The sequence below is a fragment of the Fictibacillus sp. FJAT-27399 genome (genome assembly GCF_001510655.1).
Lineage (GTDB): Bacteria > Bacillota > Bacilli > Bacillales > Fictibacillaceae > Fictibacillus_C > Fictibacillus_C marinisediminis.
In genome coordinates this window covers 690,438-715,323 of record NZ_LMVC01000001.1, presented here as the reverse complement: position 1 = coordinate 715,323, position 24,886 = coordinate 690,438, and the positions used below count along the sequence as shown (strand labels likewise).

The 24,886-nt window shown below is 42.0% G+C and carries 30 protein-coding genes and 1 other RNA gene; 11 read left to right on the top strand and 20 right to left on the bottom strand.

All coding sequences use genetic code 11. The features are described from left to right. Nucleotides 1-34: 34 nt before the first annotated feature. Both AR335_RS03645 and AR335_RS03640 read right to left on the bottom strand, forming a co-directional pair. Nucleotides 35-319 (bottom strand): hypothetical protein, encoded by a 285-nt coding sequence (locus AR335_RS03645; RefSeq protein WP_062232080.1) that lies wholly within the window; start codon nt 317-319, stop codon nt 35-37. Nucleotides 320-329: 10 nt separating this feature from the next. Next, a complete protein-coding gene (locus AR335_RS03640; protein WP_062232078.1) occupies nt 330-1,106 on the bottom strand; it encodes a class I SAM-dependent methyltransferase in 777 nt (258 codons plus the stop codon). A gap of 107 nt (nt 1,107-1,213) precedes the next feature. On the opposite strand from AR335_RS03640, the gene AR335_RS03635 reads away from it, so the two are divergent. The 3 genes from AR335_RS03635 (at nt 1,214) to yjcZ (ending at nt 4,668) form a co-directional block, all read left to right on the top strand. Next, nucleotides 1,214-3,388 carry an MMPL family transporter gene (locus tag AR335_RS03635; protein WP_234293178.1) on the top strand — a complete coding sequence of 725 codons (2,175 nt, stop codon included), beginning with the start codon at nt 1,214-1,216 and terminating at the stop codon, nt 3,386-3,388. A gap of 153 nt (nt 3,389-3,541) precedes the next feature. After that, nucleotides 3,542-4,120: a glycerol-3-phosphate 1-O-acyltransferase PlsY gene (gene plsY / locus AR335_RS03630; protein WP_053358265.1), complete on the top strand. Its 579-nt coding sequence runs from the start codon at nt 3,542-3,544 to the stop codon at nt 4,118-4,120. Between the two features lie 266 nt (nt 4,121-4,386). Continuing rightward, complete coding sequence (gene yjcZ / locus AR335_RS03625) at nt 4,387-4,668, top strand: sporulation protein YjcZ (protein WP_062232557.1); 282 nt, start codon at nt 4,387-4,389, stop codon at nt 4,666-4,668. 50 nt (nt 4,669-4,718) lie between these two features. On the opposite strand, the gene AR335_RS03620 is transcribed toward yjcZ, so the two are convergent. The 7 genes from AR335_RS03620 to AR335_RS03590 form a co-directional block, all read right to left on the bottom strand. After that, nucleotides 4,719-5,456 carry an exonuclease domain-containing protein gene (locus tag AR335_RS03620; protein WP_062232075.1) on the bottom strand — a complete coding sequence of 246 codons (738 nt, stop codon included), beginning with the start codon at nt 5,454-5,456 and terminating at the stop codon, nt 4,719-4,721. Continuing rightward, nucleotides 5,434-6,492 (bottom strand): DUF294 nucleotidyltransferase-like domain-containing protein, encoded by a 1,059-nt coding sequence (locus AR335_RS03615; protein ID WP_199805045.1) that lies wholly within the window; start codon nt 6,490-6,492, stop codon nt 5,434-5,436. Before AR335_RS03615 ends, AR335_RS03620 begins: the two co-directional genes overlap by 23 nt. 59 nt (nt 6,493-6,551) lie before the next feature. Beyond that, nucleotides 6,552-7,844, bottom strand: coding sequence for an ammonium transporter (locus tag AR335_RS03610; protein ID WP_053354328.1), 1,293 nt, complete (start codon nt 7,842-7,844; stop codon nt 6,552-6,554). Between the two features lie 162 nt (nt 7,845-8,006). Next, complete coding sequence (locus tag AR335_RS03605) at nt 8,007-8,441, bottom strand: BrxA/BrxB family bacilliredoxin (RefSeq protein ID WP_156418855.1); 435 nt, start codon at nt 8,439-8,441, stop codon at nt 8,007-8,009. Nucleotides 8,442-8,515: 74 nt separating this feature from the next. Then, nucleotides 8,516-9,166 (bottom strand): SDR family oxidoreductase, encoded by a 651-nt coding sequence (locus AR335_RS03600; protein WP_062232069.1) that lies wholly within the window; start codon nt 9,164-9,166, stop codon nt 8,516-8,518. 76 nt (nt 9,167-9,242) lie between these two features. Then, entirely contained in the window at nt 9,243-9,821 is a 579-nt protein-coding gene (locus tag AR335_RS03595; protein WP_062232067.1) for a cysteine hydrolase family protein, read from the bottom strand. A gap of 22 nt (nt 9,822-9,843) precedes the next feature. Next, on the bottom strand, nt 9,844-10,524 hold the full coding sequence (locus AR335_RS03590; RefSeq protein WP_062232066.1) for an MgtC/SapB family protein: 681 nt from the start codon (nt 10,522-10,524) through the stop codon (nt 9,844-9,846). Nucleotides 10,525-10,744: 220 nt separating this feature from the next. Here AR335_RS03590 and AR335_RS03585 point away from each other — a divergent pair, with 220 nt between their 5' ends. Continuing rightward, a complete protein-coding gene (locus AR335_RS03585) occupies nt 10,745-11,083 on the top strand; it encodes a DUF485 domain-containing protein (RefSeq protein WP_053354333.1) in 339 nt (112 codons plus the stop codon). Next, nucleotides 11,080-12,621 carry a solute symporter family protein gene (locus AR335_RS03580; RefSeq protein ID WP_062232064.1) on the top strand — a complete coding sequence of 514 codons (1,542 nt, stop codon included), beginning with the start codon at nt 11,080-11,082 and terminating at the stop codon, nt 12,619-12,621. Before AR335_RS03585 ends, AR335_RS03580 begins: the two co-directional genes overlap by 4 nt. A 296-nt stretch (nt 12,622-12,917) precedes the next feature. Here AR335_RS03580 and AR335_RS03575 read toward each other — a convergent pair whose 3' ends face one another. From AR335_RS03575 to AR335_RS03565, 4 genes are all read right to left on the bottom strand, one after another. Beyond that, complete coding sequence (locus AR335_RS03575; RefSeq protein WP_234293176.1) at nt 12,918-14,351, bottom strand: amino acid permease; 1,434 nt, start codon at nt 14,349-14,351, stop codon at nt 12,918-12,920. Between the two features lie 158 nt (nt 14,352-14,509). Further along, nucleotides 14,510-15,370: a CvfB family protein gene (locus AR335_RS03570; protein WP_062232061.1), complete on the bottom strand. Its 861-nt coding sequence runs from the start codon at nt 15,368-15,370 to the stop codon at nt 14,510-14,512. A 95-nt stretch (nt 15,371-15,465) separates the two neighbouring features. Beyond that, nucleotides 15,466-15,618, bottom strand: a complete 153-nt coding sequence (locus AR335_RS22900) for a YycC family protein (RefSeq protein WP_082315907.1) — start codon at nt 15,616-15,618, stop codon at nt 15,466-15,468. 46 nt (nt 15,619-15,664) lie between these two features. Continuing rightward, nucleotides 15,665-17,353 carry a formate--tetrahydrofolate ligase gene (locus AR335_RS03565; protein ID WP_062232059.1) on the bottom strand — a complete coding sequence of 563 codons (1,689 nt, stop codon included), beginning with the start codon at nt 17,351-17,353 and terminating at the stop codon, nt 15,665-15,667. Nucleotides 17,354-17,536: 183 nt separating this feature from the next. On the opposite strand from AR335_RS03565, the gene AR335_RS03560 reads away from it, so the two are divergent. Next, nucleotides 17,537-17,857 (top strand): 2Fe-2S iron-sulfur cluster-binding protein, encoded by a 321-nt coding sequence (locus AR335_RS03560; RefSeq protein WP_062232057.1) that lies wholly within the window; start codon nt 17,537-17,539, stop codon nt 17,855-17,857. Between the two features lie 58 nt (nt 17,858-17,915). Here the strand turns inward: AR335_RS03560 and AR335_RS03555 are convergent, their stop codons facing one another. Then, nucleotides 17,916-18,560: an HD domain-containing protein gene (locus AR335_RS03555; protein ID WP_062232055.1), complete on the bottom strand. Its 645-nt coding sequence runs from the start codon at nt 18,558-18,560 to the stop codon at nt 17,916-17,918. 73 nt (nt 18,561-18,633) lie between these two features. Between AR335_RS03555 and AR335_RS03550 the strand changes: the two genes are divergently transcribed. After that, a complete protein-coding gene (locus tag AR335_RS03550; protein ID WP_062232053.1) occupies nt 18,634-18,885 on the top strand; it encodes a DUF2564 family protein in 252 nt (83 codons plus the stop codon). A 22-nt stretch (nt 18,886-18,907) separates the two neighbouring features. On the opposite strand, the gene AR335_RS03545 is transcribed toward AR335_RS03550, so the two are convergent. Further along, the gene (locus AR335_RS03545; RefSeq protein WP_231689119.1) at nt 18,908-19,195 is read right to left on the bottom strand and encodes a DUF6123 family protein; all 288 of its coding nucleotides are present in this window, start codon (nt 19,193-19,195) and stop codon (nt 18,908-18,910) included. Nucleotides 19,196-19,252: 57 nt separating this feature from the next. After that, complete coding sequence (locus tag AR335_RS03540; protein WP_062232051.1) at nt 19,253-19,915, bottom strand: reverse transcriptase-like protein; 663 nt, start codon at nt 19,913-19,915, stop codon at nt 19,253-19,255. Between the two features lie 84 nt (nt 19,916-19,999). On the opposite strand from AR335_RS03540, the gene AR335_RS03535 reads away from it, so the two are divergent. Beyond that, nucleotides 20,000-20,398, top strand: a complete 399-nt coding sequence (locus AR335_RS03535) for a reverse transcriptase-like protein (RefSeq protein WP_053354343.1) — start codon at nt 20,000-20,002, stop codon at nt 20,396-20,398. After that, on the top strand, nt 20,395-21,318 hold the full coding sequence (locus tag AR335_RS03530) for a DMT family transporter (protein ID WP_062232049.1): 924 nt from the start codon (nt 20,395-20,397) through the stop codon (nt 21,316-21,318). The genes AR335_RS03535 and AR335_RS03530 overlap by 4 nt, the downstream gene beginning before the upstream one ends. Here AR335_RS03530 and AR335_RS03525 read toward each other — a convergent pair. The 3 genes from AR335_RS03525 to AR335_RS24640 form a co-directional block, all read right to left on the bottom strand. Then, the gene (locus tag AR335_RS03525; RefSeq protein ID WP_062232048.1) at nt 21,315-22,208 is read right to left on the bottom strand and encodes a 5'-3' exonuclease; all 894 of its coding nucleotides are present in this window, start codon (nt 22,206-22,208) and stop codon (nt 21,315-21,317) included. The two genes, AR335_RS03530 and AR335_RS03525, sit on opposite strands and share 4 nt — an antisense overlap. Nucleotides 22,209-22,351: 143 nt before the next feature. Beyond that, nucleotides 22,352-22,537: non-coding RNA, 6S RNA (gene ssrS / locus AR335_RS03520), on the bottom strand. Between the two features lie 34 nt (nt 22,538-22,571). Beyond that, entirely contained in the window at nt 22,572-22,712 is a 141-nt protein-coding gene (locus tag AR335_RS24640; protein ID WP_197275459.1) for a hypothetical protein, read from the bottom strand. A 113-nt stretch (nt 22,713-22,825) separates the two neighbouring features. On the opposite strand from AR335_RS24640, the gene AR335_RS03515 reads away from it, so the two are divergent. Together AR335_RS03515 and AR335_RS03510 are read left to right on the top strand one after the other, a co-directional pair. Beyond that, nucleotides 22,826-23,077 carry a hypothetical protein gene (locus AR335_RS03515; RefSeq protein ID WP_062232046.1) on the top strand — a complete coding sequence of 84 codons (252 nt, stop codon included), beginning with the start codon at nt 22,826-22,828 and terminating at the stop codon, nt 23,075-23,077. A gap of 98 nt (nt 23,078-23,175) precedes the next feature. Beyond that, nucleotides 23,176-23,565, top strand: coding sequence for a hypothetical protein (locus AR335_RS03510; RefSeq protein ID WP_062232044.1), 390 nt, complete (start codon nt 23,176-23,178; stop codon nt 23,563-23,565). A gap of 26 nt (nt 23,566-23,591) precedes the next feature. Here AR335_RS03510 and AR335_RS03505 read toward each other — a convergent pair whose 3' ends face one another. After that, nucleotides 23,592-24,884 carry a peptidase gene (locus AR335_RS03505; protein WP_062232041.1) on the bottom strand — a complete coding sequence of 431 codons (1,293 nt, stop codon included), beginning with the start codon at nt 24,882-24,884 and terminating at the stop codon, nt 23,592-23,594. Nucleotides 24,885-24,886: the final 2 nt, after the last annotated feature.

Sequence of the window (24,886 nt, the reverse complement as noted above, 5' to 3'; positions counted from 1 at the left end):
AGACACAAAAAGGCCCAGTAAGCAGAAGAGCTGTTTACTGGGTTTTTTCACGAATATAGCGGATGAACCCTTCTTTGGATCCATCATTTGTCAGAAGCTGCTGAACATAATAAACATCTTTAAGAGGGCCGTTCTGCTCAAATGAAGCAATCAATCCACAGGACCGGGGATCCTCAGCTAATTCCTGATACCAAGTCTGAGCTTTTAATTGATCCATGTAATCTTCGAGGTCAGGGTCTTTTATTCTGAAAATATGTTTTTTAATGAAACCTGCAATCCCAGCCCCTGCTAAAAGCAGTAAAAGCAATCCTGTTATCATTTGAAACTCCTTAATTAGTTAATTCGATAACCGCATAATGAAATTTAGAAGATGGCCTTTTAATAACCGTAAATCCAAACTGCGAAAACCTGGTACTCTTAAAATGGTCCTTTAAAACGACCCTTCGCCTTGCCACACGTTCGGCCTCATTTATCGTTTCTTCTGTTATAGGCACATAGGCAGCCATACCCTTTAAGCCTTTGAGCCCTGGCGAGTCAATGGATTCCTCAAACATCGGATCAAAATAAACCACATCGAACGAATCATCAGGAAGGGTTTTCAAATAGGAAAAGTGGTCTTCGTTCAAAATGGCGATTCGTCGCATCGCATCATCCATCTCTTTAATACCGCTATCCCACGTGACAAGTCCGCTTTCTACCAAAAAAGCGATATAGCGGTTTTTTTCGATGCCAACCACCTTACCGCTGTTTCCGACAGCCAGACTGCAAACAATGGCGTCAGAAGCCAGTCCAGCTGTACAGTCCAACATGGTCATTCCCTTTTCAAGCCTTGCTGCTGAAAGTAAGGGATCCGTTTCACCGCGGAGTATTTGTTTCACTCTAAACATGGAGGAATTCGGATGAAAAAAAAGCGGTTCTGATTGTCCCAGTGGATGAAGTGTTAATTTTTCTTTGCCAACCATTAATATATGGTCATTAAATTGGGTATGTAAGGAAGATATGGATTGATTTTTTCTGGAAACCAGCCTGCCATGTACCATTCGATTTATTTTTTCTGCCTTTTCTATCAGTTTATCATCAAATTTTCCTGCTGTAGTCACAATCATATCCACGTCACCTGTTACCTTGTTTATTTAATCTTTTCATCTATATCACATTTACCGGTAAAGGGCAATATTCAGCCATCGTTGTATCACTTAATAGGAGGAAGAAAATGAGAGACAAGGGCATCTTTCAAATGATTGGAAAAGGGGCTTTTAAATACCGCAAGCTCATTATCGTATTTTGGGTTTTAGCGACAGCAGCATTCAGCATGCTGGCCATTAAACTTCCGGATTCATTAAGCGGCAGCGGCTTTGAGATGGAAGGTTCATTCAAGAAAGTTGAAAATATAATGCAGAAGGACTTTAACCAGCCAAAATCGTCTGTAATGATTCTGTTTAAATCAAGTAATCTCTCACCTGATGATCCAGTATACAAGAAGACGGTAGATGAGGCTCTGAGAAAATTGCAGTCTGTTGATCACGCAGTAAGTGTAACGTCCCCCTATGGGTCACCAAAAATGATTAAAGGGAAAACAGCATACGCTACCGTGAATTTTGATAAAAGCTTTGATGAATTAAAGGATTCAATCAAGCAGATTCGGAAAAAGACGAAAAGTACAAAGGATATGCAGATTGGGATTACAGGCGGACCAGTGATTGCAGAAGATATGAATACCGCCAGCCAGAAGGATCTCGCCCGAGCGGAAGCGATCGGCCTTCCTGCAGCACTGATCATATTGCTGCTGGCGTTCGGGGGATTAATCGCAGCCGGGTTGCCCATAATCATCGGCTTGGTCAGTGTGATCTGTGCTATGGGGATTCTTTTTCTGATTGGCCAGGAGTTCAGCTTAACCATATTCATCCTTAATGTAGTGCCAATGATCGGGCTCGCCCTAGGTATTGATTTCGCACTCCTGCTCGTTAATCGGTTTAGAGAAGAACTTGAACGTCAGAGTATTGAGGACGCAGTTGTCATCTCGGTACTTACTGCAGGAAGATCGATTGCTTTTTCAGGATTTTGTGTGTTTCTGGGTCTTTCAGGGATGCTGCTGATTCAGATTGATATCTTCAGATCCGTTGCACTCGGCGGAATGGTCGTCGTCATTATTTCTGTTATTAACGCACTCACATTTCTTCCTGCTGTTTTGGCAGTACTCGGTAAACGAATTAATTCTTTTATGCTGCTGAGGCGAAAAAACGGCCGTTCAGGATGGAGAAAATTTGCTTCATTCGTGATGAAAAGACCTGCAATCATGCTTATATTTTCAGTAGCGATCTTAATGTTGGCCCTAATCCCTGTCCATGATTTAAAGCTTTCTATCCCTGAAGCCGAGTCTCTTCCGCCTCATTATGAATCAAGAATTATGTTTGAGCGATTTGAAGACACGTTTGGCAAGAAAGAATTATATCCTGTAACCATTGTTGCTGATGCCGGCGGAAAGGTATTGACCGACCGCCAATTATTGAACACCGAAAAGCTCGTTAAGCGGCTTGAAAAGGAAAAAGCAGTAGAACATGTTGACTCCCTGTTTTCCTACACAGGAAGCCTGACACCGGCTGAAATTCTTGCAACCAGCAAAACTAAACAAGGCAGTGAAAAACTGAAGCCTGTTTTAGATCGCTATGTAAAAAACGATAAGACAGTGATCAGAGTTTATCTTTCAATTGATGTCACTTCAGAAAAGGCAAAAAAATGGGTGAAAAAATGGGAGGGCAAAGAGAATGGATTAGAGCTGATCCTCGGCGGACCCACAAAGTTTAATCAGGAGATTTTTGATGAAATCATTAATAAAACACCAGACGGTCTATCCATTGTCCTTTTATCGACTTTTGTTGTTCTTCTAATCGCCTTTCGATCGCTATTTATCCCTTTAAAAGCCATTTTAATGAATGTTATTAGCCTTTCTGCGACATTCGGAATTCTCGTGTGGATTTTTCAGTGTGGTTACTTAATGGATCCTGTCAGTATAGGTTTGATGATCCCAGTCTTTACGTTTGGTATTGTGTTTGGTCTCAGTATGGATTATGAGGTTTTCCTGATTTCCAGGATTCAGGAGGTCTATCAGGAAACCGGTGATAATGATAAAGCGACATTGGAAGGTTTAACGTCAACCTCCAAAATCATTACATCCGCGGCAGCCATCATGATTGTCATTACGGGATCGTTCGTATTTACAGATGTTATGCCTGTAAAACAAATTGGTATCGCCATCGCACTCGCCATCCTTATTGATGCCACACTAGTCAGAATGATCCTCGTCCCCTCATTAATGAGACTGATGGGCAGATGGAACTGGTGGCTGCCCTTTCGAAGGAAAAATATAGCGAAGAACCATGCTCATTAAAGCATGTGTTTTTTAGGTTCGGCTTTTCCCGTTCCAGCTTCAGTGCTTGCCAGACCAAAACAGACACTACAGCATTTCAATCTAAAAAACATCTGTTACCTGGAAGCGATTGCATATATAATAAGAAGAAAAGACAGGCAGAAGGTGAATCATTTGATACTTTTAATTTTGGTCTTATCTTATATCATTGGTTCCGTTCCTTTTGCGCTCATCGTAGGCAAATGGAAGTATGGAATTGATATCCGCGAGCATGGCAGCGGAAATTTGGGAGGTACCAACACCTTCCGTATCCTTGGAAAAAAAGCGGGTTTCATCGTAACGATTTCAGACATTCTTAAAGGGACACTTGCAGCCTCCCTTCCGTTGCTGCTGAATACGGATTTGCATGTCCTGTTAGCTGGAATACCGGCTGTTATTGGACATTGCTACCCTCTTTTCGCAAGATTCAAAGGCGGAAAAGCAGTGGCCACTTCTGCGGGAATCTTGTTATTCTATGCACCGTTAATGTTCTTACTTCTTATTGCCGTCTTCTTTATGGTACTCTACCTTACGAAATATGTTTCTTTATCTTCATTGGTTGCTTGCATGGCCGCAGTATTATATGGAATCGTTGTCCACGATATTTTATTAATAACCGTTATGTCTGCATTCTTGCTCTTTTTGCTCTATCGGCATCGAGCGAATATCGGCAGAATTATCGCAAAAACCGAACCTAAAATTAAATGGCTATAATGAGCGTTCCATCCGGAATGCTTTTTTATTTTCAAAAAATCCGCATTTGTCCGTTACCGAGCAGGGCGAACGTACATAGGCTGTATGGAGATATATACCTAATATTATTTAACGACGGAGGGACAATAATGGAAAATAAAAAAATTAATGTACCCATGGCACCTGTTAATAAACCAGTAAACACCCCTTTAAATATTCCTATGAATGCACCGGTAAACGCTCCGGTCAACCTGCCGCTCAACGTGCCGGTTGTACCCGGCAAGGCGATCTATGATCACCATCACCACGGACATCACGGCTACGGATATGGATGCGGGTATGGGTATGGAACTGGACACGACTACGGAACAGGTTATGGATGCGGGTATGGGTATGGAACTGGATACGACTACGGAACAGGTTATGGATTCGGCGGAGGAAGGCACGGCTATACATTGATTATTGTGCTGTTTATTTTATTGATCATTATTGGCTGTTCTTGTTGGTCCGGCTTTTCTGGAGACGAATGTTGCGAAAGCAGCAGCAGCAGTAGTAGACTCAGTAAATAAGAATATTAAAAAAAGAAAGCGGAGAAAATTTTCTCCGCTTTCTTTTTAATTTATTTGATATAAACGTAAAGATCTTCAAGTGTCTCGATACCTTTTTCTCTGCAAAGGTCCAATAGGCTTCTCCAAAGATCAACCATGATCAAAACATCTCCTTGAGCACTATGTCTGTTGCAGCAATCGATGTCAAAGTAAGAAGATGCACTGTCCAACGTTGGAAAAGCAGATGAACCTACAAGTTTTTCTGTAATCAATGCCAGTTCAAGTGATGGCTGTTTTAATGAAGAACGGTATCGTTTCCACAAGTAATGGTTAATAAAAGCTATATCATGTGAAATATGATAACCGATTATCACTCCGCCCGAGAGAAAGCGAAAGATTTCTTCCGCTTTCTCATCCAGCGTTGGAGCGTTCTTCACATCGTCTTCAATGATTCCGGTTAAACTTCTGATCTCGTCTGGAATTTTGACAGAAGGATTAATGAATTGGTGGTATTGTTCAATAACCGTCGAATTCTTCATCTTTGCGGCGGCAATTGAGAATATTTGATCCCCATGTTCCGGCCTGAAACCTGTTGTTTCAGTATCCAGAATAATAAATAGAACGTCATCCAGCTTTGTTTTTAAATCGGCTCGTTTGGAAGCTTTCTCTTTCAGGATTTTTCTTATCCAGGCTTCATGCTGAAAGGAACCAGGATTTCCAGGAGGGACTTCTTCCCGATTCAATCCAAGATTGAATAATCTATGCATAATATACTTTAGATTTCTTTCAGATCCCGGCTGATTGTTCAAAACTTGTTCCTCTCTTTTTGATCTGTTTTTGTATCAGTTTGGTCAGTTTCATTGTGCGTTTAAGCTGCTGAGCCGCTTTAGAATCCATAGTAGTCAACCATAAATGATAATCAAGTCTATCATCCATTTCCTTCAGATCAATCGAGTGAGCTAACCGCAGTTCCAATAGAAAATCATAAGCCGCAACGCATTCATCCATCTGTAAAGAGGAAAAACAGCCTTTCTCGTTCAGACCGAAGATTCGTTCTCTTGTAGACTGAGCGCCTTCTCCATACAACAACGACAACAATTTAATGTTATTGGTAAACGGAGCGAATACTCCTTGTTTCAAGTCGAAGCGCCCTGCATATTTCCCCCAGCGTTCTGTAAAGATCATTCCGAACATATTAATCGGTATTTCGTGTGAAGTTACGAGTTCTACCATTTTTTTGAGGATAAACGGACGCTGGCGTATTTCCTGGACAATCCATTCCCTTAAGCGATACAGAAGTGCAGGGAGGCCATAAACAGGCTTTGTATCCAGCATGATCATCATGTATTTCAAATCATCTTCTGATCCTTTATTTAAATAGGAGGATAGCTGATCTTTCCACCCCTCATCACTATTCCTCCATCGAAGGTTGGACGCCATCACGTTTCCCTGGCATAAGGGATAGCCTACTTCAGCTAAATAATGGACAGCCGTTCGCGAAAATTCTTCAGTAAAGGCCTCAACCGCTCTTTTATCTTCATGACCAGTCTGATAGATTAGCCCATTATCCTGATCTGTCCATATCGTTTGTTCGTGTCGTGCACTCGATCCCATACTGAAGAAGCAATATCTTTCTCCAGGGGCTGTTCCTATAGTCTCTCTTGTTGTATCGTAAGCAAACGAAACAGCCTTACGGGTTAAAACATCGTGAATATCGTTCAGTGAATTGTATCTGTTATTAATAGAGAGACCAGAAGCTTCCAGCCCTTGAATAAACGGAATGATCTCCTCATGAATCTCCCTAAGTTCCTCCAGTGCAGCAGCTTTTTTCACTCGTTCTTTCATCTCATGAACTGTCACCACGTCTTGGTATTTCGATTCATCAAAAAGATTAAGCATAAGAATCAGTTGGCTTTCTGAGTAATTGCCGGATCTAAATGCTCAGGGTATCCATAGGAACCATGTTCACTGATATCAAGGCCTGAAATTTCCTGCTCAGGGGTAACCCTTAATCCGAAAAGTTTCTTCAATGCAAATAATAGAATAAAAGAAACGATAGCTACATATCCAGCCGCACCAATTACTCCTACTGTCTGAACGAAAAGCTGATGAACTCCGCCGCCATAAAAAAGACCTGCCTTTCCGACACCAGTTTGCTCTACTAGGCGCGGCGATGCGAAAAAGCCGGTTGAGATCGTTCCGATGATTCCAGCGATACCATGAACCGAAAAAGCATAGATCGGGTCATCAATACCTTTTCTCTCAAAATATATAGAAGTCCAGAATGTAAATGCTCCCGCGAAAGCACCGATCACGATTGCTGCCCATGCTTCCACAAAAGCGCAAGCAGCCGTAATGGCAACTAATGCTGCGAGCACCCCGTTTACCATTGCAGGAATATCCGCTTTTCCTGTTAATAGTTTTGAAGTCAGAATAGCGCCGATTGCGCCAGCTGCTGCGGCAAGGTTGGTTGTTAAAGCGATATAACCGAAGAATCCATCCGCTGTCCCCATTGTGCTTCCCGCATTGAATCCAAACCAGCCAATCCACAGGATGATGCCTCCAAGAACAGTGTAGACCTGATTATGGCCAGGGATGAGATTTGGTGTGCGATCTTTATTGAATTTTCCAATTCGAGGACCTAAAAGCAATGTAGCTACAAGTGCAGCGATCGCACCTTGAAGATGGACGACAGTTGATCCAGCAAAATCCTGCATGCCCATTTTCCCAAGCCATCCTCCTCCCCAAACCCAATGGCCGATGATCGGATAAATCAAAACAGTAAACACTGTTCCGAAGATAAAATAGACGGATAGTTTTGCCCGCTCAGCAAATCCTCCCCATGCGATTGCCAATGAAACACCTACAAATGCGAGTTGAAATAAAAATTTAAGAGAAAGCGGAACATTGGCCCAGGACAAGGAATTAAACGTTTTGCTGTCACCGTGCAAGAGCCAGCCCGTCGTTCCTAAAAAGCTGTTCCCTTCCCCAAAGGTAATGCCAAAGCCAGCTGCCCAAAAGGCAATTGTAGCAATAGCAAAACTTAATATCTGTTTTCCTGCAACATGACCCGAATTTTTCATTCGGGTGGATCCTGCTTCTAAAAGTGCGAATCCAGCTTGCATTCCAATTACTAAAATTGCAGCAACCATTACCCATAAAGAATCAATGAACATCAATACCGTACTTTCTTTCATGTTATCTCTCCACCCTTCTCATGTCATGTTTTCTAACATCATTAGATATACTATATGACATGAGAATAAAAATGGCAATTGTTTTCTGAATATTTTCTCAAAATTAGTTGTGAGATTGTTGTTTTTTCGCACAAAAAAAGAACTCAAAATGAGTTCTTTTTATTATTTATTATTTTTATCATAGGCGGTTACAAGATTATCTACAATTTCTTCTGCGCTGTGGTTCTCAATATCGTGACGATGGATAAAATGCACCACTTCTTTTCCCTTTAAAAGTGCCATGGAAGGTGAAGAAGGAGGGTAACCTTCAAAATAATCTCTCATCCTTGCTGTTGCTTCTTTATCCTGACCTGCAAAAACTGTAACAATGTTATCCGGTTTTGCTGAATGATTCAAAGAGTAGATCGCAGAAGGCCTGGCCAATCCAGCAGCACATCCGCATACTGAATTAATAAAAACGAGAGAAGTTCCTTCCGTATTCTCCATAAAATGATCAACTTCTTCTGGTGTTGTCAGTTCACTAAACCCTGCATTTGTAAGCTCATTTCTCATCGGCTGAGCCATCTGTCTCATGTATTCTTCGTAAGCGTTCATTATATCCCTCCAAATAGATTTGTACACTAATTATAGCTGATTCCGTTGATGGAATAAACTCATTTATCTTGTACCTTTTACTTTGCCATCTCTTCTGATTCAATTACAGTATTACCTTTTATATTCGCTTGAGCAAACTCGTACATGGAACGCGCAACCAAATTCCCGGAAACAGGCAGATACTTTCGAAGTTTCCCTTTGAACAGAAAAGATAAAGAGTTGGCGAGCCATTCTCCTGCTTTTTCTCCCGTCCTCGACTCCTCACGGTTCCCTGTTAAAAGTGAAGGGCGGAAGATTCCAACACAAGGAAGAATTGCTTTCCTTACGGCTTGTTCCATTTCTCCTTTTACACTGCTGTAAAAAAACCTGGAATCTGGCTTGGCACCTATGGCAGAGATTACGAGAAAGCGCGAAGCACCATGTTCTGCGGCAAACTGAGACATCATCACGGGATACTCAAAATCAACTTTTCGAAAGGCTTCTTTCGTTTTGGCCTTTTTTATCGTCGTCCCTAAACAGCAAAAGATATCATCTGCCGTAAAAAATTGCTGATAGGATGGAAGTTCGTCAAAATTAAACTGCTTTTCGATGAGTTTTTTATGATGAACGCCTGTTTCATTTCTTGTTAACACGATGACTTGATCATAGTCATCACTGCTGACAAGCAGCCGGAGAAGTTCTTTTCCTACCAAACCGGTTGCTCCCGCAATCAATGCTGTTTTTGGCATGTGATCATTCCTTCCATATGATCTTGTGGCTTGAGACAATTAAAAAGGCGGAGCTGGCCGCCCGCCTTCCTACGAATCAAAATATTGAAGTAAATTGGCTGTCCTTAATTACCTTTGCGCCTAAAACGTTTGTAAAATGCTGGAGTGCCCATTGGTGCCCTTCCGAATTAAAACTTTGCACAGCATCCTCGTGAATCACAATTTTATAGCCCTTATTGTAAGCATCAATAGCTGTATGAAGAACACAGATGTCAGAACATACTCCAACGAGATGGAGCTCTGTAATGTTTCGTTCTCTAAGTTTAAGATCCAGATTGGTACCCGCAAACGCACTGTATCGTGTTTTATCCATCCAGTAAATGTTGATTTTTTCCTGTGCAGTTAGAGAATCAGCAAGTTCACCAAGTTTTCCATATTGCTCCCGGCCTTTCGTTCCTCTGATGTTATGAGATGGAAACAGGCGGGTCTCTGGATGATAAGAATCTTCTTCTTCGTGGAGATCAACAGCAAAAACAACAAAATCCTTTTGTTCAATGAAATGTTTTGTTATTGTTGTAATCCTTTTTTCTATGGACTGACCTGGAACTCCGCAAGTCAGCTTTCCATCGTCTGCTACAAAATCATAGGTATAATCTACAATCACTAACGCCTTCATTCACAGGGCCCCTTTTATGAAGTTAGCTCAACGTTTCAATTTCTACGTTTTGAACTCCTTTTATCTCTTTAATATCATAATAAATGTCAGTTGTATATCTTTTTTCATAAATGCTCAAGGTAAGCTCCATTTTACTTGTGCCATTGTCCAGGTCCTTCACTCGAACATTCAGGATCTTTAATTGTTTTTGTTTGATTTCTTTTACCATCTCAGTCATGTTCCATCCATCCGGCACAATAATGCGAACACGGGCTTCTTTTTCTCTCAGCGTTTTTGGGCCCATCCATTTCATGATCATTGGAATTAACTCAACACTGATTAGGATCATAAGAGCTCCAGCTGCTGCTTCTAAATAGAAACCTGCACCTGATGCTATTCCCAGCCCGGATGCTCCCCAAATCATTGCAGCTGTAGTCAGTCCGGAAATTACATCATTGCTTCTCCGTAATATCACCCCTGCTCCAAGAAAACCGATCCCGCTTACGACCTGTGCAGCCAGACGCATTGGGTCCATCATCGTTCGCCCGGTTAATTCAGAGAAGCTCTTCGCTGACTCGATGGAAACGATCGTTAATAAGCAGCTGCTGATTGAAATCACCAAACAGGTCTTTAACCCGACAGGTTTTCGCTTAAGCTCTCGCTCGAGACCGATAACTAATCCAAGAAATGCCGAAATGCCAAGTTTAATTAAAATCAAGCTCAATGCTTCTCACCATCCTTCTTTCCTTCTTCCTATGTATATGTAAGGTAAATATCCTAAAAATACTATAACCTTAAGCTAACATCAACTTATATCTTTTAAAAAGCTAGATAATAAGCCGTAATTTTTATATAATGGAAATGATTTAATTTTCAGAAAAAAACAAAAAGGAGTGTTGCATGATGTTAAACAATATACCCGCTCAGGCTCAGGAGGGGATAGAGTGTTAGCAGAGAAAAAATCTGAAAACAAAAATATTAATTATTCCAAGATTGCTTCTTCTGCGTCCTTTAAACAATTACTTCAAGCAAAAAAGAAATTTCTTCTTCCGATGTCCATTTTCTTCTTTGTTTTTTATTTTACTCTCCCTATCATGACCTCATACTCTACAATTCTTAATACTTCTGCATTCGGTGAAATTAGCTGGGCCTGGGTTTTTGCTTTTTCACAATTTATTATGACATGGGTATTATGCAGCCTTTATTCTAAACGAGCGGTTGCTTTTGACAAACAAGCAGATGAGATTATACGTCAGTCTTTAAAGGAGGCTGACAGAAAATGAATACAGCTTTTATGCTATTTATAGCAATTGTGGCACTTACCCTTGTGATTACTTATTTTGCAGCGAAACGCACAAATACAGCCAATGATTTCTATACAGCCAGCAGTGGACTGACAGGCTGGCAGAATGGCTTCGCGATCGCAGGGGACTACATGTCAGCAGCATCTTTCCTCGGGATTGCCGGGTCTATTGCACTTTCGGGTTTTGATGGCTTTTTTTATTCCATCGGCTTTCTTGTGGCTTACCTTGTTGTCCTCTATCTCGTGGCTGAGCCTTTGAGAAATCTGGGGAAATATACAATGGCTGATATGATTGCGGCTAGGTTTAATGATAAAAAAGTCCGGGGTGTGGCTGCGTTAAACACCATCACTATTTCAATCTTTTACATGATTGCTCAATTGGTCGGTGCGGGCGCGCTGATTACCTTATTACTCGACATAGAGTATACAACTTCTGTTCTAATTGTTGGTGTGCTTATGACAGTCTATGTGGTGTTTGGAGGAATGATGGCGACAAGCTGGGTTCAGATTGTAAAAGCGGTACTGCTGATGGCAGGTACTTTCATTATCTCTCTGATGGTATTTGCAAAATTCGGCTACAGCATCACGGGTATGTTTGAACATATAAAAACAGCCACCCCATTAGGTGAGAGTTTTCTCCATCCAGGAAACAAATACAAAGATCCTCTGGACACTATCTCTCTGAATCTGGCACTCGTTCTGGGAACGGCAGGACTTCCCCACATACTTATTCGCTTTTTTACTGTAAAGGATGCACCAACCGCAAGAAAGTCAGTCGTTTATGCGACATGGATGATTGGTATCTTTTATATTATGACAATCTTTCTTGGTTTTGGAGCTGCTGCTTTCGTTGGAACTGATTCTATCATAAAAGCAAATGCCGCCGGAAATATGGCTGCCCCACTGCTTGCAAAAGCGCTTGGGGGAGATTTCTTGTTTGCTTTTGTATCTGCAGTTGCTTTCGCTACCATTCTGGCAGTAGTTGCTGGTCTAGTCCTTTCAGCTGCTTCAGCATTCGCCCATGATTTTTACAGTCAAATCTTACGGAAAGGCGAAGCCACTGAAAAAGAACAGATGAAAGCTGCCCGTTGGTCTTCCATTGGGGTAGCCATCTTGTCCATTATCCTCGCGTTATTTGCACAAAAATTAAACGTAGCTTTTCTCGTTTCACTTGCTTTTGCTGTAGCTGCCAGCGCGAACCTTCCCATTCTATTATTCACTGTATTTTGGAAGCGCTTCAATACAGCCGGAGCCATTTCTGGAATGCTGGTTGGGCTCTTAAGCTCACTTATTTTAGTAGCTCTAAGCCCAAGCGTTTGGTCTCCAGAAGCAGGGATGGCGATTTTGGTCGGGGAACCTGTCTTCCCATTAGCAAATCCGGGTATTGTTTCAATTCCACTCGGATTCATTGGTGCAATTGCAGGTACCCTTCTTTCCTCTAATAAATCTGATGATGGCAAATTCGATGAAATCGTAGTCAAGGTCAATACCGGAATCGGTCTCCGAGATAATGCTTAAAATATAACAAATGAAAGAGGGGCTGTCCAAGAAGTCTGTAAGCTGTTGATTTCCGTTCCAGGCTGCTCGCTTTCCGCGGGGCGTGCGGTGAGCCTTACCGGCGTGAACGCCTACATTTTGGTGCAAGNACCGGCGGGAGCTCACCTGTCACGCTAGTCCCGCAGGACAAGGAAAGCTTCGGCAGCTTTTTATCGCACGAAGAAAATGTGAAGTTCATTTTCGAGGAGTCTCGCATCTTCCACTTCAATTAACTTTTCATTGAAGATTTTTCAAGCCAAAAAGGGGCTGCCTGAAGGTCAATTTTCGACTTTCTGGACAGCCCCTTTTTCTTTCTTCCAAAAATGCTTCCTTACCATCGGATAAAAAATGATTCCTGATACAAGAAGCACCATGCCGAAGAGGAAGGTTTTTATATCGGCGGTTCCTGCTTTTATGACCCATAAGGAGTATATAGCCGCTAAAACAGCAATGAGGCCATCACTGTATCTGTTTTTATTGTTGTTTTCATAGGTATCGCCCAGAATGACCAATTTGATCTGATAAAGCGAAGCCATTAAATATGGGACCAGAAAAGCCAAGGTAGCAACAAATATGACAAAGTCAAAAGCTTCAGCCATCGACTGGGAAACAACTGAAAAGATAAAAAGCTGTGTCATGATATTTGTTACTGTTAATGAGAATGAAGGTGCTCCATATCTGTTTTCCTTAGAAAAAGCAGGGATGAACATAGATTTATTAGCTGCTTGATAAGGTACTTCTGCAGCGAGCAAGATCCATCCGATTGTCGCTCCAAATAATGATACGATGCCAAGAAGTGCCATAATACTGCTTCCTGAAGGTCCAACGACACTTTCAAGCGCATCGACCAGTGGCTTTTGGGAATGGATCAGTTCTTTTTGCTGAAGAGTTCCCATGACAAGCACGGTGATTCCAATATAAATTATGAGTGCAATAAGAAGTCCAAGAATGGTTGCTTTTTTGACATCGTTTTGTTTTCTGGCACGATTTGAAAACACTACGGCGGATTCCACTCCAACAAAAGCCCAAAGGGTTGCAATCGCAGCACCGTTCAACTGTCCAAGAAATCCGGTTGTTTCTCCGGTATTGCTGTCAATTTTCGTTTCGATAAAAGGGATGAGATTGCTGGACTTAAAAGCAAACAGACAGATGATAATAAAAAATAAGAAACCAACTACTTTAGCTATGGTTGCAATAAGGTTTGCTTTACCGGCTCCTTCTATTCCCTTTAGAATGGCAAAGTGGAGTCCCCATAAAAAAGCCGAGCAAACCAGAAAAGTTATGGCTCCCCCGAGGCGGATTGAAGCTGATCCAACATTAAAAAGATGCTGCTTGCTCGTCATAACCGGAAAAAACGTTGACAGGTAACTGGCGAACGTTGTTATGATTGCAACATTTCCAGCCCAGTTCGCTACCCAGTAACCCCATCCGACCAAATAGCCGGCAATTAAAGATGACTCTGTTCCTTCCTTAAACAAGGCTTGTGCATAATTCTGTGGCCCACCATTTAATGATGGCTTCCTAAGTGCAAGGTTTCCAAATACCAATGCGGTTAGAAGCACACCGGCACCCGTCAGGATCCATGCACCAAGTACACCTCCAGGACTTGCAACCTCAGCTAAAGACCGAGGGAGCATAAATATCCCTGAACCTACCATGTTTCCAACAACCAGGGCCGTCAATACCCACAGGCCAAGCTTATGATCTTTCAATACAGCAACCTCCTGAAAAATAAATAATACCCCCCTAATATTTCCGTATTTCATGAACGCTAACCATCATCAGGGCAAAAGTAAAAGCATGCAGACCGTTTATCTTCTGCATGCTTTATAAAAAAAACTCTGTTAGTCCATGTTGTTGAATGAACATTCTAAATCTTAAGGTACGTTTTTCCGTTCTCTTGCTTGATTTTATTTTCTTTGATCAATTTGCCCAGGGCCCGTTTAAATGCCGCCTTGCTTATATCAAATTCATTTTTAATCTCATCCGGACTGGATTTATCCGTATAAGGCATCTGGCCTTTATTTGCTTTTAGATAGGTGTAGATTTTTTCGGCATCCTCACTATATGCTTGTTCTTTCCTCGGCTTCATCGAAAGATTTACTCTTCCATCTTCCCTTATGAATGTGACGCGGCATTCTACCCGCTCACCGAGGCGGAGCCGGTGGCTCATTTCATCTTGATGGATAAAGCCGATCAGACTGTTCTCTGTAAAGATTAATGCTCCTGAATCATTGAGCTTGTACACATGTCCAGTAACCATTTGATTAAAATGGCTTTCATTCGCAGATTCTGCCTGTTCAACAATTTCCTGTTCATTCGCAAGGTCTGCAAACAGCCTTCCCTTCTTATCCAGGCGAAGACCGCAGTACAATTGGTCTCCAATTACAGGCCACTGCTCTAAAGGGCCGGGCAGATCATCGTTTGACAGCAATACATCCTTATGTATGCCAATGTCCAGGAATACACCCAATCGTTTCGTAGAGCCAACGACCTTGAGCCATGCCAATGTATCCAGGCGGACTTTTGGCTGGATCATGGTTGCTGCCAATCTGCCTTCATGATCCTGGTATAAAAATACTTCGACCGTTTCTCCTTCATTCAGCTCTTTAGAAGCTTCTCTTTTATGCAGCATAACTTCTTCCGTTCCAAGGCTTAAAAAATAGCCGAAATCGCTCAACCGTTCAACTTTTAATGTAAATACCTCTCCGGCTCTTAATTTATTTTCCATCGCAGCTCAATTCCTTTGTTCTTTTTATAATAGTATGGACGTTAACATCGAAAAATAGAAACCTACTTTTAATCCGTAAAGTAGGTTTCCGCCTTTTATTCTTCCTTTTTTGTCTCTTCTTCCTCAGAAATTTCCATGAGTTTCTTTATTAAAATATGCTGAGGCATATGCATAATCTGTTCAAGCGGAACATTCAGCTTCTTGGACAGCATGAGAGCTGTTTCTGCTGAAATTTGCAATGGTTTCATAATGTGCAGCCTCCCCTCCGCTAAGTATACCAAACCTGCTTCTCTTTTAAAACAATCCCACTGCTTTCCCGTCTTCTGTAACATCCATATTCAATGCTGCAGGTGCTTTCGGCAATCCCGGCATCGTCATCACATCTCCGGTCAGTGCCACAATGAAGCCTGCTCCAATTGATGCCTTTAATTCACGAATAGTGATCACAAATTCCTCAGGTCGTCCAAGTCTTTTCGGATCATCAGAAAGTGAATACTGGGTTTTGGCCATACAGACAGGAAGGGTTGACCAGCCTTGAAGTTCAAACTCTTGAAGCTGTGTCAACGCTTTTGGTGAAAACTGAACCCCGCTTGCACCATACACTTTCTCGGCAATCGTTATGATTTTTTCTTCAAGTGGCTGATCCAGTGTATACAACGGCTGATACTCATTGGTTCCATTCTCGATAATATCGAGTACTTTTCTTGCCAGCTCTTCACCGCCTTCTCCGCCTTTCAGCCAAACATCGGATAGTTCAACAGGTATATTCTTCTCGCTGCACCACTTCAAGATATACTGAATTTCAGAATCATGATCGGACACAAAACGGTTGACAGCTACCACAAAAGGTACCCCAAATGCCTGGATCGTTTCAATATGTTTTTCAAGATTGGCCATTCCATCAGCCAATGCTTTAAGATCTTCCGTTGACAATTGATTTTTATTCTGTCCTCCATGCATCTTCAATGCACGTGCTGTAGCGACGATTACGACTGCACTGGGTTTCAGATCAGCATAGCGGGCTTTTATGTTTAAAAACTTCTCCGCCCCGAGATCAGCACCGAACCCTGCTTCTGTTACAACATAATCTCCAAGTTTGCTGGCTAACTTTGTCGCGATGATGCTGTTGCATCCGTGGGCAATATTGGCGAACGGGCCTCCATGAATAATAGCTGGAGTATTTTCAAGCGTTTGAACGAGATTAGGTCTGATCGCATCTTTTAAAAGCAGGGTCAGTGCACCTTCTACTTTTAAATCGGAAACGGTAACGGGTTTATTTTCATAGGTATAGCCAACAACCATTCTGGAAAGTTTCTTCTTCAAGTCATCCAGATCTTTGGCAAGACAAAAGATGGCCATGACTTCAGAAGCTACTGTAATATCAAATCCATCCTCACGCGGCACACCCTGCACGGGTCCGCCAAGACCGATGACAATTTTCCGAAGTGCTCTGTCATTCATATCGAGAACACGCTTCCACACAATTTTCCGAGGATCAATGTTCAGTTCATTCCCGCGGTGGATGTGATTATCGATGACTGCTGCCAAAGCGTTATTGGCAGTTGTAATCGCATGAATGTCGCCAGTAAAGTGAAGATTGATATCTTCCATCGGAATAACTTGGGAGTATCCCCCTCCAGCTGCACCGCCTTTAAGTCCCATACTAGGGCCAAGCGAAGGTTCTCTTAGAGCAATAATGGCTTTTTCTCCGATTCGGTTAAGAGCCTGTCCAAGGCCTACCGTTACCGTTGATTTACCCTCACCAGCAGGAGTTGGATTGATGGATGTTACGAGTACAACCTTACCCTCCTGCTTCGTTTTGAGTTTGTCGAACAAACCCAGTGAAAGTTTTGCCTTATAGCGCCCATAAGGTTCCCAGTCTTCTTCTTGAATATTCAATTGAGCGGCGATCTCTTCAATTCGAAGCATGTTCGCTTTTTGTGCGATTTCAATGTCGGACTTATGCTTGACTTCCTTTGTCATGTGTAAGGTACCCCCTGTAAAATACGTACATATTATCATTTTACATAAAATCATTTATAAAATGGAAACATTCTTGTCGTCCTATCGATTTAGTTTATCCTAAATTTTGTTTTTACCGAGATTAGTTTATCGTATAATAGAAAGGATTTGATCTTGCAATTCTAAAAGGAGGAATTGAGATTCATGGCAAAAATCACTGTACAGGGTTTTGGTGATTATGAAATTGAAAATGGAAAAAAACTTGTAATCGGACTTGAAGACAATGGAGTGGATATTCTTCACCGCTGCGGCGGGAAAGCAAAGTGTACAACCTGCCGGGTAGAGGTTGTCTCCGGTGACCTGGGTGAGATGAACGAATTTGAACGGAATATCATTGAAACGAAAGGGTTAGGCGAGGGGATTCGTTTATCTTGTCAGGTAAGGGTTGAGCAAGATGCTGAAATCCGTCCTGCGATGACCGTTTCAAAAGATGGGCTCGATCCAGGTCCGCGCCCTGCCGAATAAGCTTTAACAAAGGAGGCTCCATTCTTTTAGAATGAGCCTCCTTTGTTTATAGGGTTTATTATCGGATGCCTTCCCACTCAGAAAAAAACACATCTAGATACGATACCATCTGTTGATGTCTGCTCTCTGCAAGTTTTTTTCCATGCTCTGTATTCATTCGGTCTTTCAATGTCAGCAGTTTTTCATAAAAATGGTTGATAGCAGTTGACACTCCATTTCGGTATTCACTTTTTGTCATTGTGTTCCGTACAGGAATATCCGGGTCATAGATCATTTGTCCGACATGCCCGGAATACGCAAAAGTTCTTGCGATGCCGATCGCACCAAGGGCATCCAAACGATCGGCATCCTGGACTGCCATTCCCTCAATTGTCTTCATCCCTGTTGAATTTCCGCCTTTAAATGACATGGTTGAAATGATCTCAAGAACATGTTGCTTTTCGGGGTTTGTTACCTCATGCTTGGTTAGCCATAAGGATACCTTTACAAGTCCTGCTTTTTCAGATGCATTAAATTTTTCATCTGCTATGTCATGCAGGAGTGCTGCCAAGCTGCAGACAAAGGGATCCGCACCTTCTTTTTCTGCAATGGTAAGAGCTAGTTTATTCACCCTGTATATATGCCACCAATCATGGCCGCTGCCTTCCCCGCGCAAAGTTTCTTGAACGTACCGCTCGGCAGCTTCAATAATTTTTCTTTCCATTGAATTTTTCCTTTCTCATTATAAAAGTTTGTTCCAAAAGACATACTAAAAGTAAAACAGGTAGGTGAATTATATGTCAGAACCGTATAACGATCTTAAACAGGTAGACATGACCATTCAGAGTGCACAACGAATCATCGGACATGCTACGATGAGTATGGATCCCGGCCAGCTTCATGCAGCCAAAGAAGCGCTGAATACTGCTAAAGAGCATTACGATGCCATGATGAACAACCAGACAGGAATGGATGGCATGTTTTTGGAGAATGCCCGTGAAACATTAGAACGCTGCGAACAGCAGATCAATGAAGCATTAAAACAATAAAAGCCGGATATCCGGCTTTTTTTTATGAATAAGAAACGTTAACCTCTTCTTCAAGATCATTCACATATGTATACGCTTTTCTTTTTGTTTTAATTTCATTCTGCTTAAATTCCTCTAAAAGAGCAATATAGTAGCTTCCGTCGAACTCTCTTTGGATTTTTAACGTAATTTCAATGGCGACGCTGACCATATAATCACTCATTCCAGTAAAGTGCTTACCGAATTCAATAAATGCAGTATCACTTTCTTTTAATTTAATCCCCTTTGAAGCCAGGTACCGGAAGTATTCCTCGATTGAAAACTGAGACAATTGCATCCCATCCTATTCTTTGAAGATTCATGTAAATTGTATCAGTCAAAAATACCATTAATCAATGATTTCTTTTTTACCATGGATCATGTTCTTGTGAAGTGCCTGTGTCGCAAGGGAATCTGCCTCTTTATTTTCTTTCCGGGAGATTAACTCATAGGATGGTTTGATTCCGAGTATTTTCAGTTTTTCTTCAATTTTGTCCATCCATTTTTGCAGATTTTTTTCGTAACAAGGCCATTCCCCGCTCATTTGCTGAATAACCACCATCGAATCCCCTTTAATCGTTACCGGTGTCCGCTGTACACCCAGACGTTCCAGTTCATTTAAAAGCAGCCAAAGCGCCGCATATTCCGATTCATTATTCGATTCAATCATATGGTAAGAGGCATTGGAGCGTACCCGGTAATTTTTATTCGATTGTTTGTAATAAACTGCTGTTCCCTGCCCGGATAAAAGCTCATCTTTTTGAAACCCGCCATCAAAAAACGCTGTGATATCCGATGGTTCTGTCTCAATAACAGCCACCATTTTTTGAAGTTCTTTTTTAGACCAATAAACACCAGTTTCATCAAGAAACGTAAGATTTCCAAGACGGCCTGTTCTTTCAATGTCAGCAGCAAGCTGAACCGCTTGCGCCACCGTCACGGGATCTGAAACAAACCGTATCATATTCTTTGATCTTGAGGGCTTATATTCCCATTCCAACGTAACTTTCATCGCAGGTCCTCCCTGAATTTGTAATATCTCATTTCTTATTGTATCCCATTTCGCTATAATAGAAAAAAACAGGAGGGGATCGGATTGATCGAAGTGTATATTGACGGAGCAAGCGCAGGAGATCCGGGTCCTTCCGGGGCAGGCATCTTTATTAAACTAGGAAATGGAACGGTTGAAAAACACAGCATTCCGCTCGGAAGCTTATCCAATCATGAAGCGGAATTCCGCAGCCTGCTTCTTGCTTTAACGATTTGTGTGGAAAAGAACTATGACCCGGTTTCATTCAGGACCGATTCTCAAGCGGTGGAAAGAGCGGTAGAAAAACGGTTTGCCAAAGACAAACGATATGATCCCTTATTGCAGGAAGCCTTACATATGATTGATCAGCTGCAGTTGTTCTTCCTGAAATGGATACCGAGCAAACAAAATAAGGTGGCGGATGATCTTGCTCGAAAAGCTGTCCAGCTCAATGAAGTGCAATGAAAAGAAAAATAGCAGATACCGGTCTTCTTCTTGTTGCATTGGTGTGGGGAACAACATTTGTCATCGTTCAAAACGCGGTTGCCTTCCTCCCTCCGTTTGCATTTAACAGTATCCGTTTTTTTTTGGCTGCTATAATATTGGGAGGCTGGATCGTTTTTGCTGCACCTGACAAGAAGCAGTTTCTCAAGAGTAAACGCATCTGGCATAAAGGGATCTCACTCGGCTTCTGGCTATACCTGGGATATGGATTTCAAACTGTCGGATTAGTCTACACGACATCGTCGAAGACTGCGTTCATCACGGGATTGAGTGTGGTTGTCGTTCCCCTTATGGCCGTCTTTTTATTAAAACAAAGGCTGAATCTCTCCTCTGCAATCAGTGTAATAATGGCAGTAGCTGGTCTGTATCTACTAACAGGAGGAAGCGGCTTAGCTATGAATAAAGGCGACTTTTTCGTCCTGCTATGTGCATTTTCATTTGGTATGCATATTGTGATGACTGCTAAATTCGCTTCCGGTGCCCCCGTTTTATGGTTAACACTCATTCAGCTGGCAACCGTCTCATTCCTGAGCATGATCACATCGCTCTCCATTGAAAACTGGAAACCCGCTTTCAAGTGGGACATCATGCTCCAAAAGGAAGTGATAACAGCTCTGGTCGTCACTGCTATTTTTGCTACAGCTCTCGCGTTTTTAGCACAAACCTATTTTCAAGGCTACACTACTCCAGCCCGTGTGGCTCTCATTTTTGCTCTCGAGCCCGTTTTCGGTGCTCTGACAGCTTATGTTTGGGCAAATGAAACCCTTGGTGCGAAAGGGATCACAAGATGTATCCTTATCCTTGCAGGAATGATCGCTGCTGAATTTCCATTTGCTAAATTTTTAAAGAAGAGAAAAACAAAAGAGTGGGTAAATTCTTAACCCACTCTTACATTTATCTCAAGCTCAGTAAGCTCGTCCAACAATTTTGATTTATCTACTTTGATCTGTATCTGATCAAAATCAAGCTCAAGAATATCCGGAACATCTGTATATATTTTGCAAAGATCCTTGCTAAGGAACGCCATTTCTCTTCCAAGCTGAAGCTTTTTGAAATACCTTTTGTATTTCTCGTCCAGTTCATCTACCTTATGATAGATGCCCTCAACATTTCCATACTGCTGAATGAGAGGCAGAGCTGCCTTTTCACCTACACCGGCAACACCGGGAATATTATCGCTCTTATCCCCTAACAGTGCTTTTACATCCACCCATTGAGACGGTTCAATGCCATAGTCTGAGTGAAAATGAGTCAGCGTATACTTGGTTTCACCCTTCTTTGCAGCGATAAGCTGAGATGTTTTTCCGCATAGCAGCTGAAGCAGGTCCCTGTCGTTACTGTAAATGATGCATTCCCCGTCTTTTTCATCTCTCCATTTTTGAACAAACGTCCCAATGATATCGTCGGCTTCATATTTTGGAACCGTAAACTGAGGAATACCTAAGCTATTAAATAGGGAAACTGCTGTTTCATATTGCTGGATCAATGGTTCCGGCAATTCATTCCTGGTTCCCTTGTAATCTTGATATTTCTGTTTGCGCAGCGTTTCATTTCTTTTTACATCCCAAGCGATGGCTAAGTGAGTCGGTGTGTGGATCCTCAACAATTGCAGCAATTTTTGAATTTTAGCGCGCAGACCATTTATAAACAACCCTTTAGAGTTGCGTTGAAGCTGATGAAGTTCTTTTCCGTAAGCCGTAGCAAAATAACACCTGCTCAGTAAATTAAACCCATCAATCAGCAATAGTTTCTCATGTTTTTCATCAACCATTTCATTCACCGTCCCGCATACCCGGCCATCTCGTCTGCCAAGTTATTTTTATTTCATATTTGAGAAATTAATGAAGTTTTTATTTACAAAATAAAAACTTATAAAAAAAACTTATTTTACGTAGTTGTAAAATAAGCTGTTTATGTATGTCCGCTCTGCCGTAACTCATCCTGTCTTAAAACCCGTTCTCACAGGTGGGTATCCGCAGCTGTATTTTCACCTTCCTCTAACGAATGGAGAGGCACGATGTATTCAACAGACATTTAGGATTCCCTTATTACTCATATCGGTTTAAGACAAAATAAGAGCTACTAACATCGCAGACTGTAATTATAACGCCATATTTAAATTTTGTAAATAAGTTTACTTCGTTTTCTTGCCATGGCGATGGCCGCTGCTTCTGGAATCTTCCATAGCAGCAAATTCAGAATCGCTTCGCTGTGCCATTTGTTTCGCATTGTTGTTGCGCTGGGCATTGGCATTTCCTTTTTTCTGTTTTCCCAATGTTTTCAGCTCCTGTTATATAGAGTATAACTATTGTTTCCATTCGTCAAAAATAAATGCGTAACATAATTTTCCTGACAATGGTAACCCTATGAACAGGAGGTTGATGTACAATGTCAAATGCTTATCTATGCCCAAACTGTAAAACCAATCGTACAAGGTTTAATCTGATCGCGCAAGTTCCGCAGTCTGTAAAATTAGATCCGTCAACAGGCTCAGTTGTCAATCAGTACGAAAATGCTGATGACTTGGATCCCTTCCATATTCCGTACAACGGAGCGGAAAGGCTCGTGCAGTGCGCTGCTTGCGGAGTCATCGGTGAAGAAGCTTCATTTATTAAAAGAGCACAGCACAACCCTCGTTAAAAAGATGAACAGTATTGTTCATCTTTTTTTTGGCTGAAAAAGGAAATCATTCTACGGCGGCGAAATGTAGAGTAAATACCAAAGGAGGAATAAAGCGATTGCACGATAAAAGTCCAGGATCCCATTTGTTTAAAATACCGAGATGCAGCATTCAAAACGATGAGTTTCAAATTGTCTCTCAATATTATGAAAGCGAATACTTGGCGTACAGAACATTTATCGTTTCAAAATTAGGAACACCCTATCTCCTTTATGAACTCGGCATTACATACGGTGCTGCGTACGAGCTGAATCAGTCGTATCCTCTGCATGTTCCGGCCTTTCTGCTTCCTCTTGGATTAAATTTTGTTTATGAAATGCTTGCAGCTCCCTGCCCGCCCCATTGTTCATCCTTAATCACGAAACAGCATATCACCTCACTTACTATTCATTGGAGCAAACTCCCTCCGATCACCGATCATTTCACTTCTCATTCATTCCACAGTTAAAGAAAAAAAACCCGCCTCAGCAGGTTTTACGTATCTTTTTTGACGAGCAGATTTTCTTTTGTTTCTGTTTCAATCCCGCCGCACCAATCCATAATCGTTAAAGTGATAATTTCAGCTGCCTGAAAAATTTTATCCAGCTCAATATGTTCGTCCGGATAATGGGCAACTGAAGTTACTCCAGGCCCGAATACAATGCTCGGTGTATGGCCGACAGATGTTAACAACCCTCCATCTGTTCCCCATGGTGATGCTTCAATAACAGGTTCACTCTGACAGATTTCAGTAAAACGATTGGACAAAAGCTTCATGAGATCATGGTCTTGTTCAATGCAGCCAGGCAGCCACTGTGCTCCAAACCATTCCACAGCGGGAGGATGTTCTTTAAGCCATTGATCGTTGAGGCTCGCCATTCGATTTTCTAGCTCGCCTTTCACATCCTCAAGTGTTTCACTTGGAGCCACACCTATTCTCCCTTCAATAACAATATGATCGGGAACAGATGAAGGCCATTCCCCGCCTGATATTTTCCCCAAGTTAATCGGTACAGGGATAGGAATATTTTGATAGAGAGGATCTGTAATTCTTTCATTTCTTGCTTTCTCAAGGTCTTGCAGCTCCTTAACAACAATCATCGCCTTTTCAAGCGCGCTGACCCCTTCGTATCTTGTTCCTCCATGGGCGGATCTGCCGTACACATTTATCCTGAACCACATGGATCCTTGCTGGCTTGGAAATATCTTCATATTCGTCGGTTCCGGAATGATAGCAGCATCTGCCGTATATCCCCTAAGAATAGCGGCAAGTGTACCTGCGCCTCCGCTCTCCTCTTCCATTACACTATGGAAAATGACATCTCCTTTTAACGGAACGTTCAAATCCTTTAAGCATTGTATTGCTAGAAGCAGGCATAAATTTCCGCCCTTCATATCTGTCGCGCCTCTGCCATACAGTTTTCCGTCCTTAATTTCACCGCTATAGGGATCGTTTTCCCATTGGCTGAGATCACCTGGAGGCACGACATCCACATGCCCGTTCAAAACGATCGACCGTCCTCCTCCGCTTCCTTTTAAAATCCCCGCAACGTTAGGGCTGTTTGAGAAATCTGTTCTCGTCGCACAAAAATAAGGATGCCGGAGAAACGCTTCGCCATCCGGATGCCAAACATCTACTTCCAGACCTATATCCTGAAGCTTATCTGCGATTAGCATCTGGACTTCTTTTTCTTTTCCCTGTTCACTGTTCGAACGTACCATCTTCTGCAAAAATGAGATGGCTTCTGGCTTTTTGCTGTCCATCCACTTTTGAATTTCCTTTTTCATGT

Bases quoted from the DNA above. Each gene is read 5' to 3' on its own strand.
- AR335_RS03645 (WP_062232080.1), bottom strand. From the start codon at position 319: ATGATAACAGGATTGCTTTTACTGCTTTTAGCAGGGGCTGGGATTGCA.
- AR335_RS03640 (WP_062232078.1), bottom strand. From the start codon at position 1,106: ATGATTGTGACTACAGCAGGAAAATTTGATGATAAACTGATAGAAAAG.
- AR335_RS03635 (WP_234293178.1), top strand. From the start codon at position 1,214: ATGAGAGACAAGGGCATCTTTCAAATGATTGGAAAAGGGGCTTTTAAA.
- AR335_RS03615 (WP_199805045.1), bottom strand. From the start codon at position 6,492: ATGAAAGAACGAGTGAAAAAAGCTGCTGCACTGGAGGAACTTAGGGAG.
- AR335_RS03610 (WP_053354328.1), bottom strand. From the start codon at position 7,844: ATGAAAGAAAGTACGGTATTGATGTTCATTGATTCTTTATGGGTAATG.
- AR335_RS03600 (WP_062232069.1), bottom strand. From the start codon at position 9,166: ATGCCAAAAACAGCATTGATTGCGGGAGCAACCGGTTTGGTAGGAAAA.
- AR335_RS03595 (WP_062232067.1), bottom strand. From the start codon at position 9,821: ATGAAGGCGTTAGTGATTGTAGATTATACCTATGATTTTGTAGCAGAC.
- AR335_RS03580 (WP_062232064.1), top strand. From the start codon at position 11,080: ATGAATACAGCTTTTATGCTATTTATAGCAATTGTGGCACTTACCCTT.
- AR335_RS03570 (WP_062232061.1), bottom strand. From the start codon at position 15,370: ATGGAAAATAAATTAAGAGCCGGAGAGGTATTTACATTAAAAGTTGAA.
- AR335_RS22900 (WP_082315907.1), bottom strand. From the start codon at position 15,618: ATGAAACCATTGCAAATTTCAGCAGAAACAGCTCTCATGCTGTCCAAG.
- AR335_RS03565 (WP_062232059.1), bottom strand. From the start codon at position 17,353: ATGACAAAGGAAGTCAAGCATAAGTCCGACATTGAAATCGCACAAAAA.
- AR335_RS03560 (WP_062232057.1), top strand. From the start codon at position 17,537: ATGGCAAAAATCACTGTACAGGGTTTTGGTGATTATGAAATTGAAAAT.
- AR335_RS03555 (WP_062232055.1), bottom strand. From the start codon at position 18,560: ATGGAAAGAAAAATTATTGAAGCTGCCGAGCGGTACGTTCAAGAAACT.
- AR335_RS03550 (WP_062232053.1), top strand. From the start codon at position 18,634: ATGTCAGAACCGTATAACGATCTTAAACAGGTAGACATGACCATTCAG.
- AR335_RS03540 (WP_062232051.1), bottom strand. From the start codon at position 19,915: ATGAAAGTTACGTTGGAATGGGAATATAAGCCCTCAAGATCAAAGAAT.
- AR335_RS03530 (WP_062232049.1), top strand. From the start codon at position 20,395: ATGAAAAGAAAAATAGCAGATACCGGTCTTCTTCTTGTTGCATTGGTG.
- AR335_RS03525 (WP_062232048.1), bottom strand. From the start codon at position 22,208: ATGGTTGATGAAAAACATGAGAAACTATTGCTGATTGATGGGTTTAAT.
- AR335_RS03515 (WP_062232046.1), top strand. From the start codon at position 22,826: ATGTCAAATGCTTATCTATGCCCAAACTGTAAAACCAATCGTACAAGG.
- AR335_RS03505 (WP_062232041.1), bottom strand. From the start codon at position 24,884: ATGAAAAAGGAAATTCAAAAGTGGATGGACAGCAAAAAGCCAGAAGCC.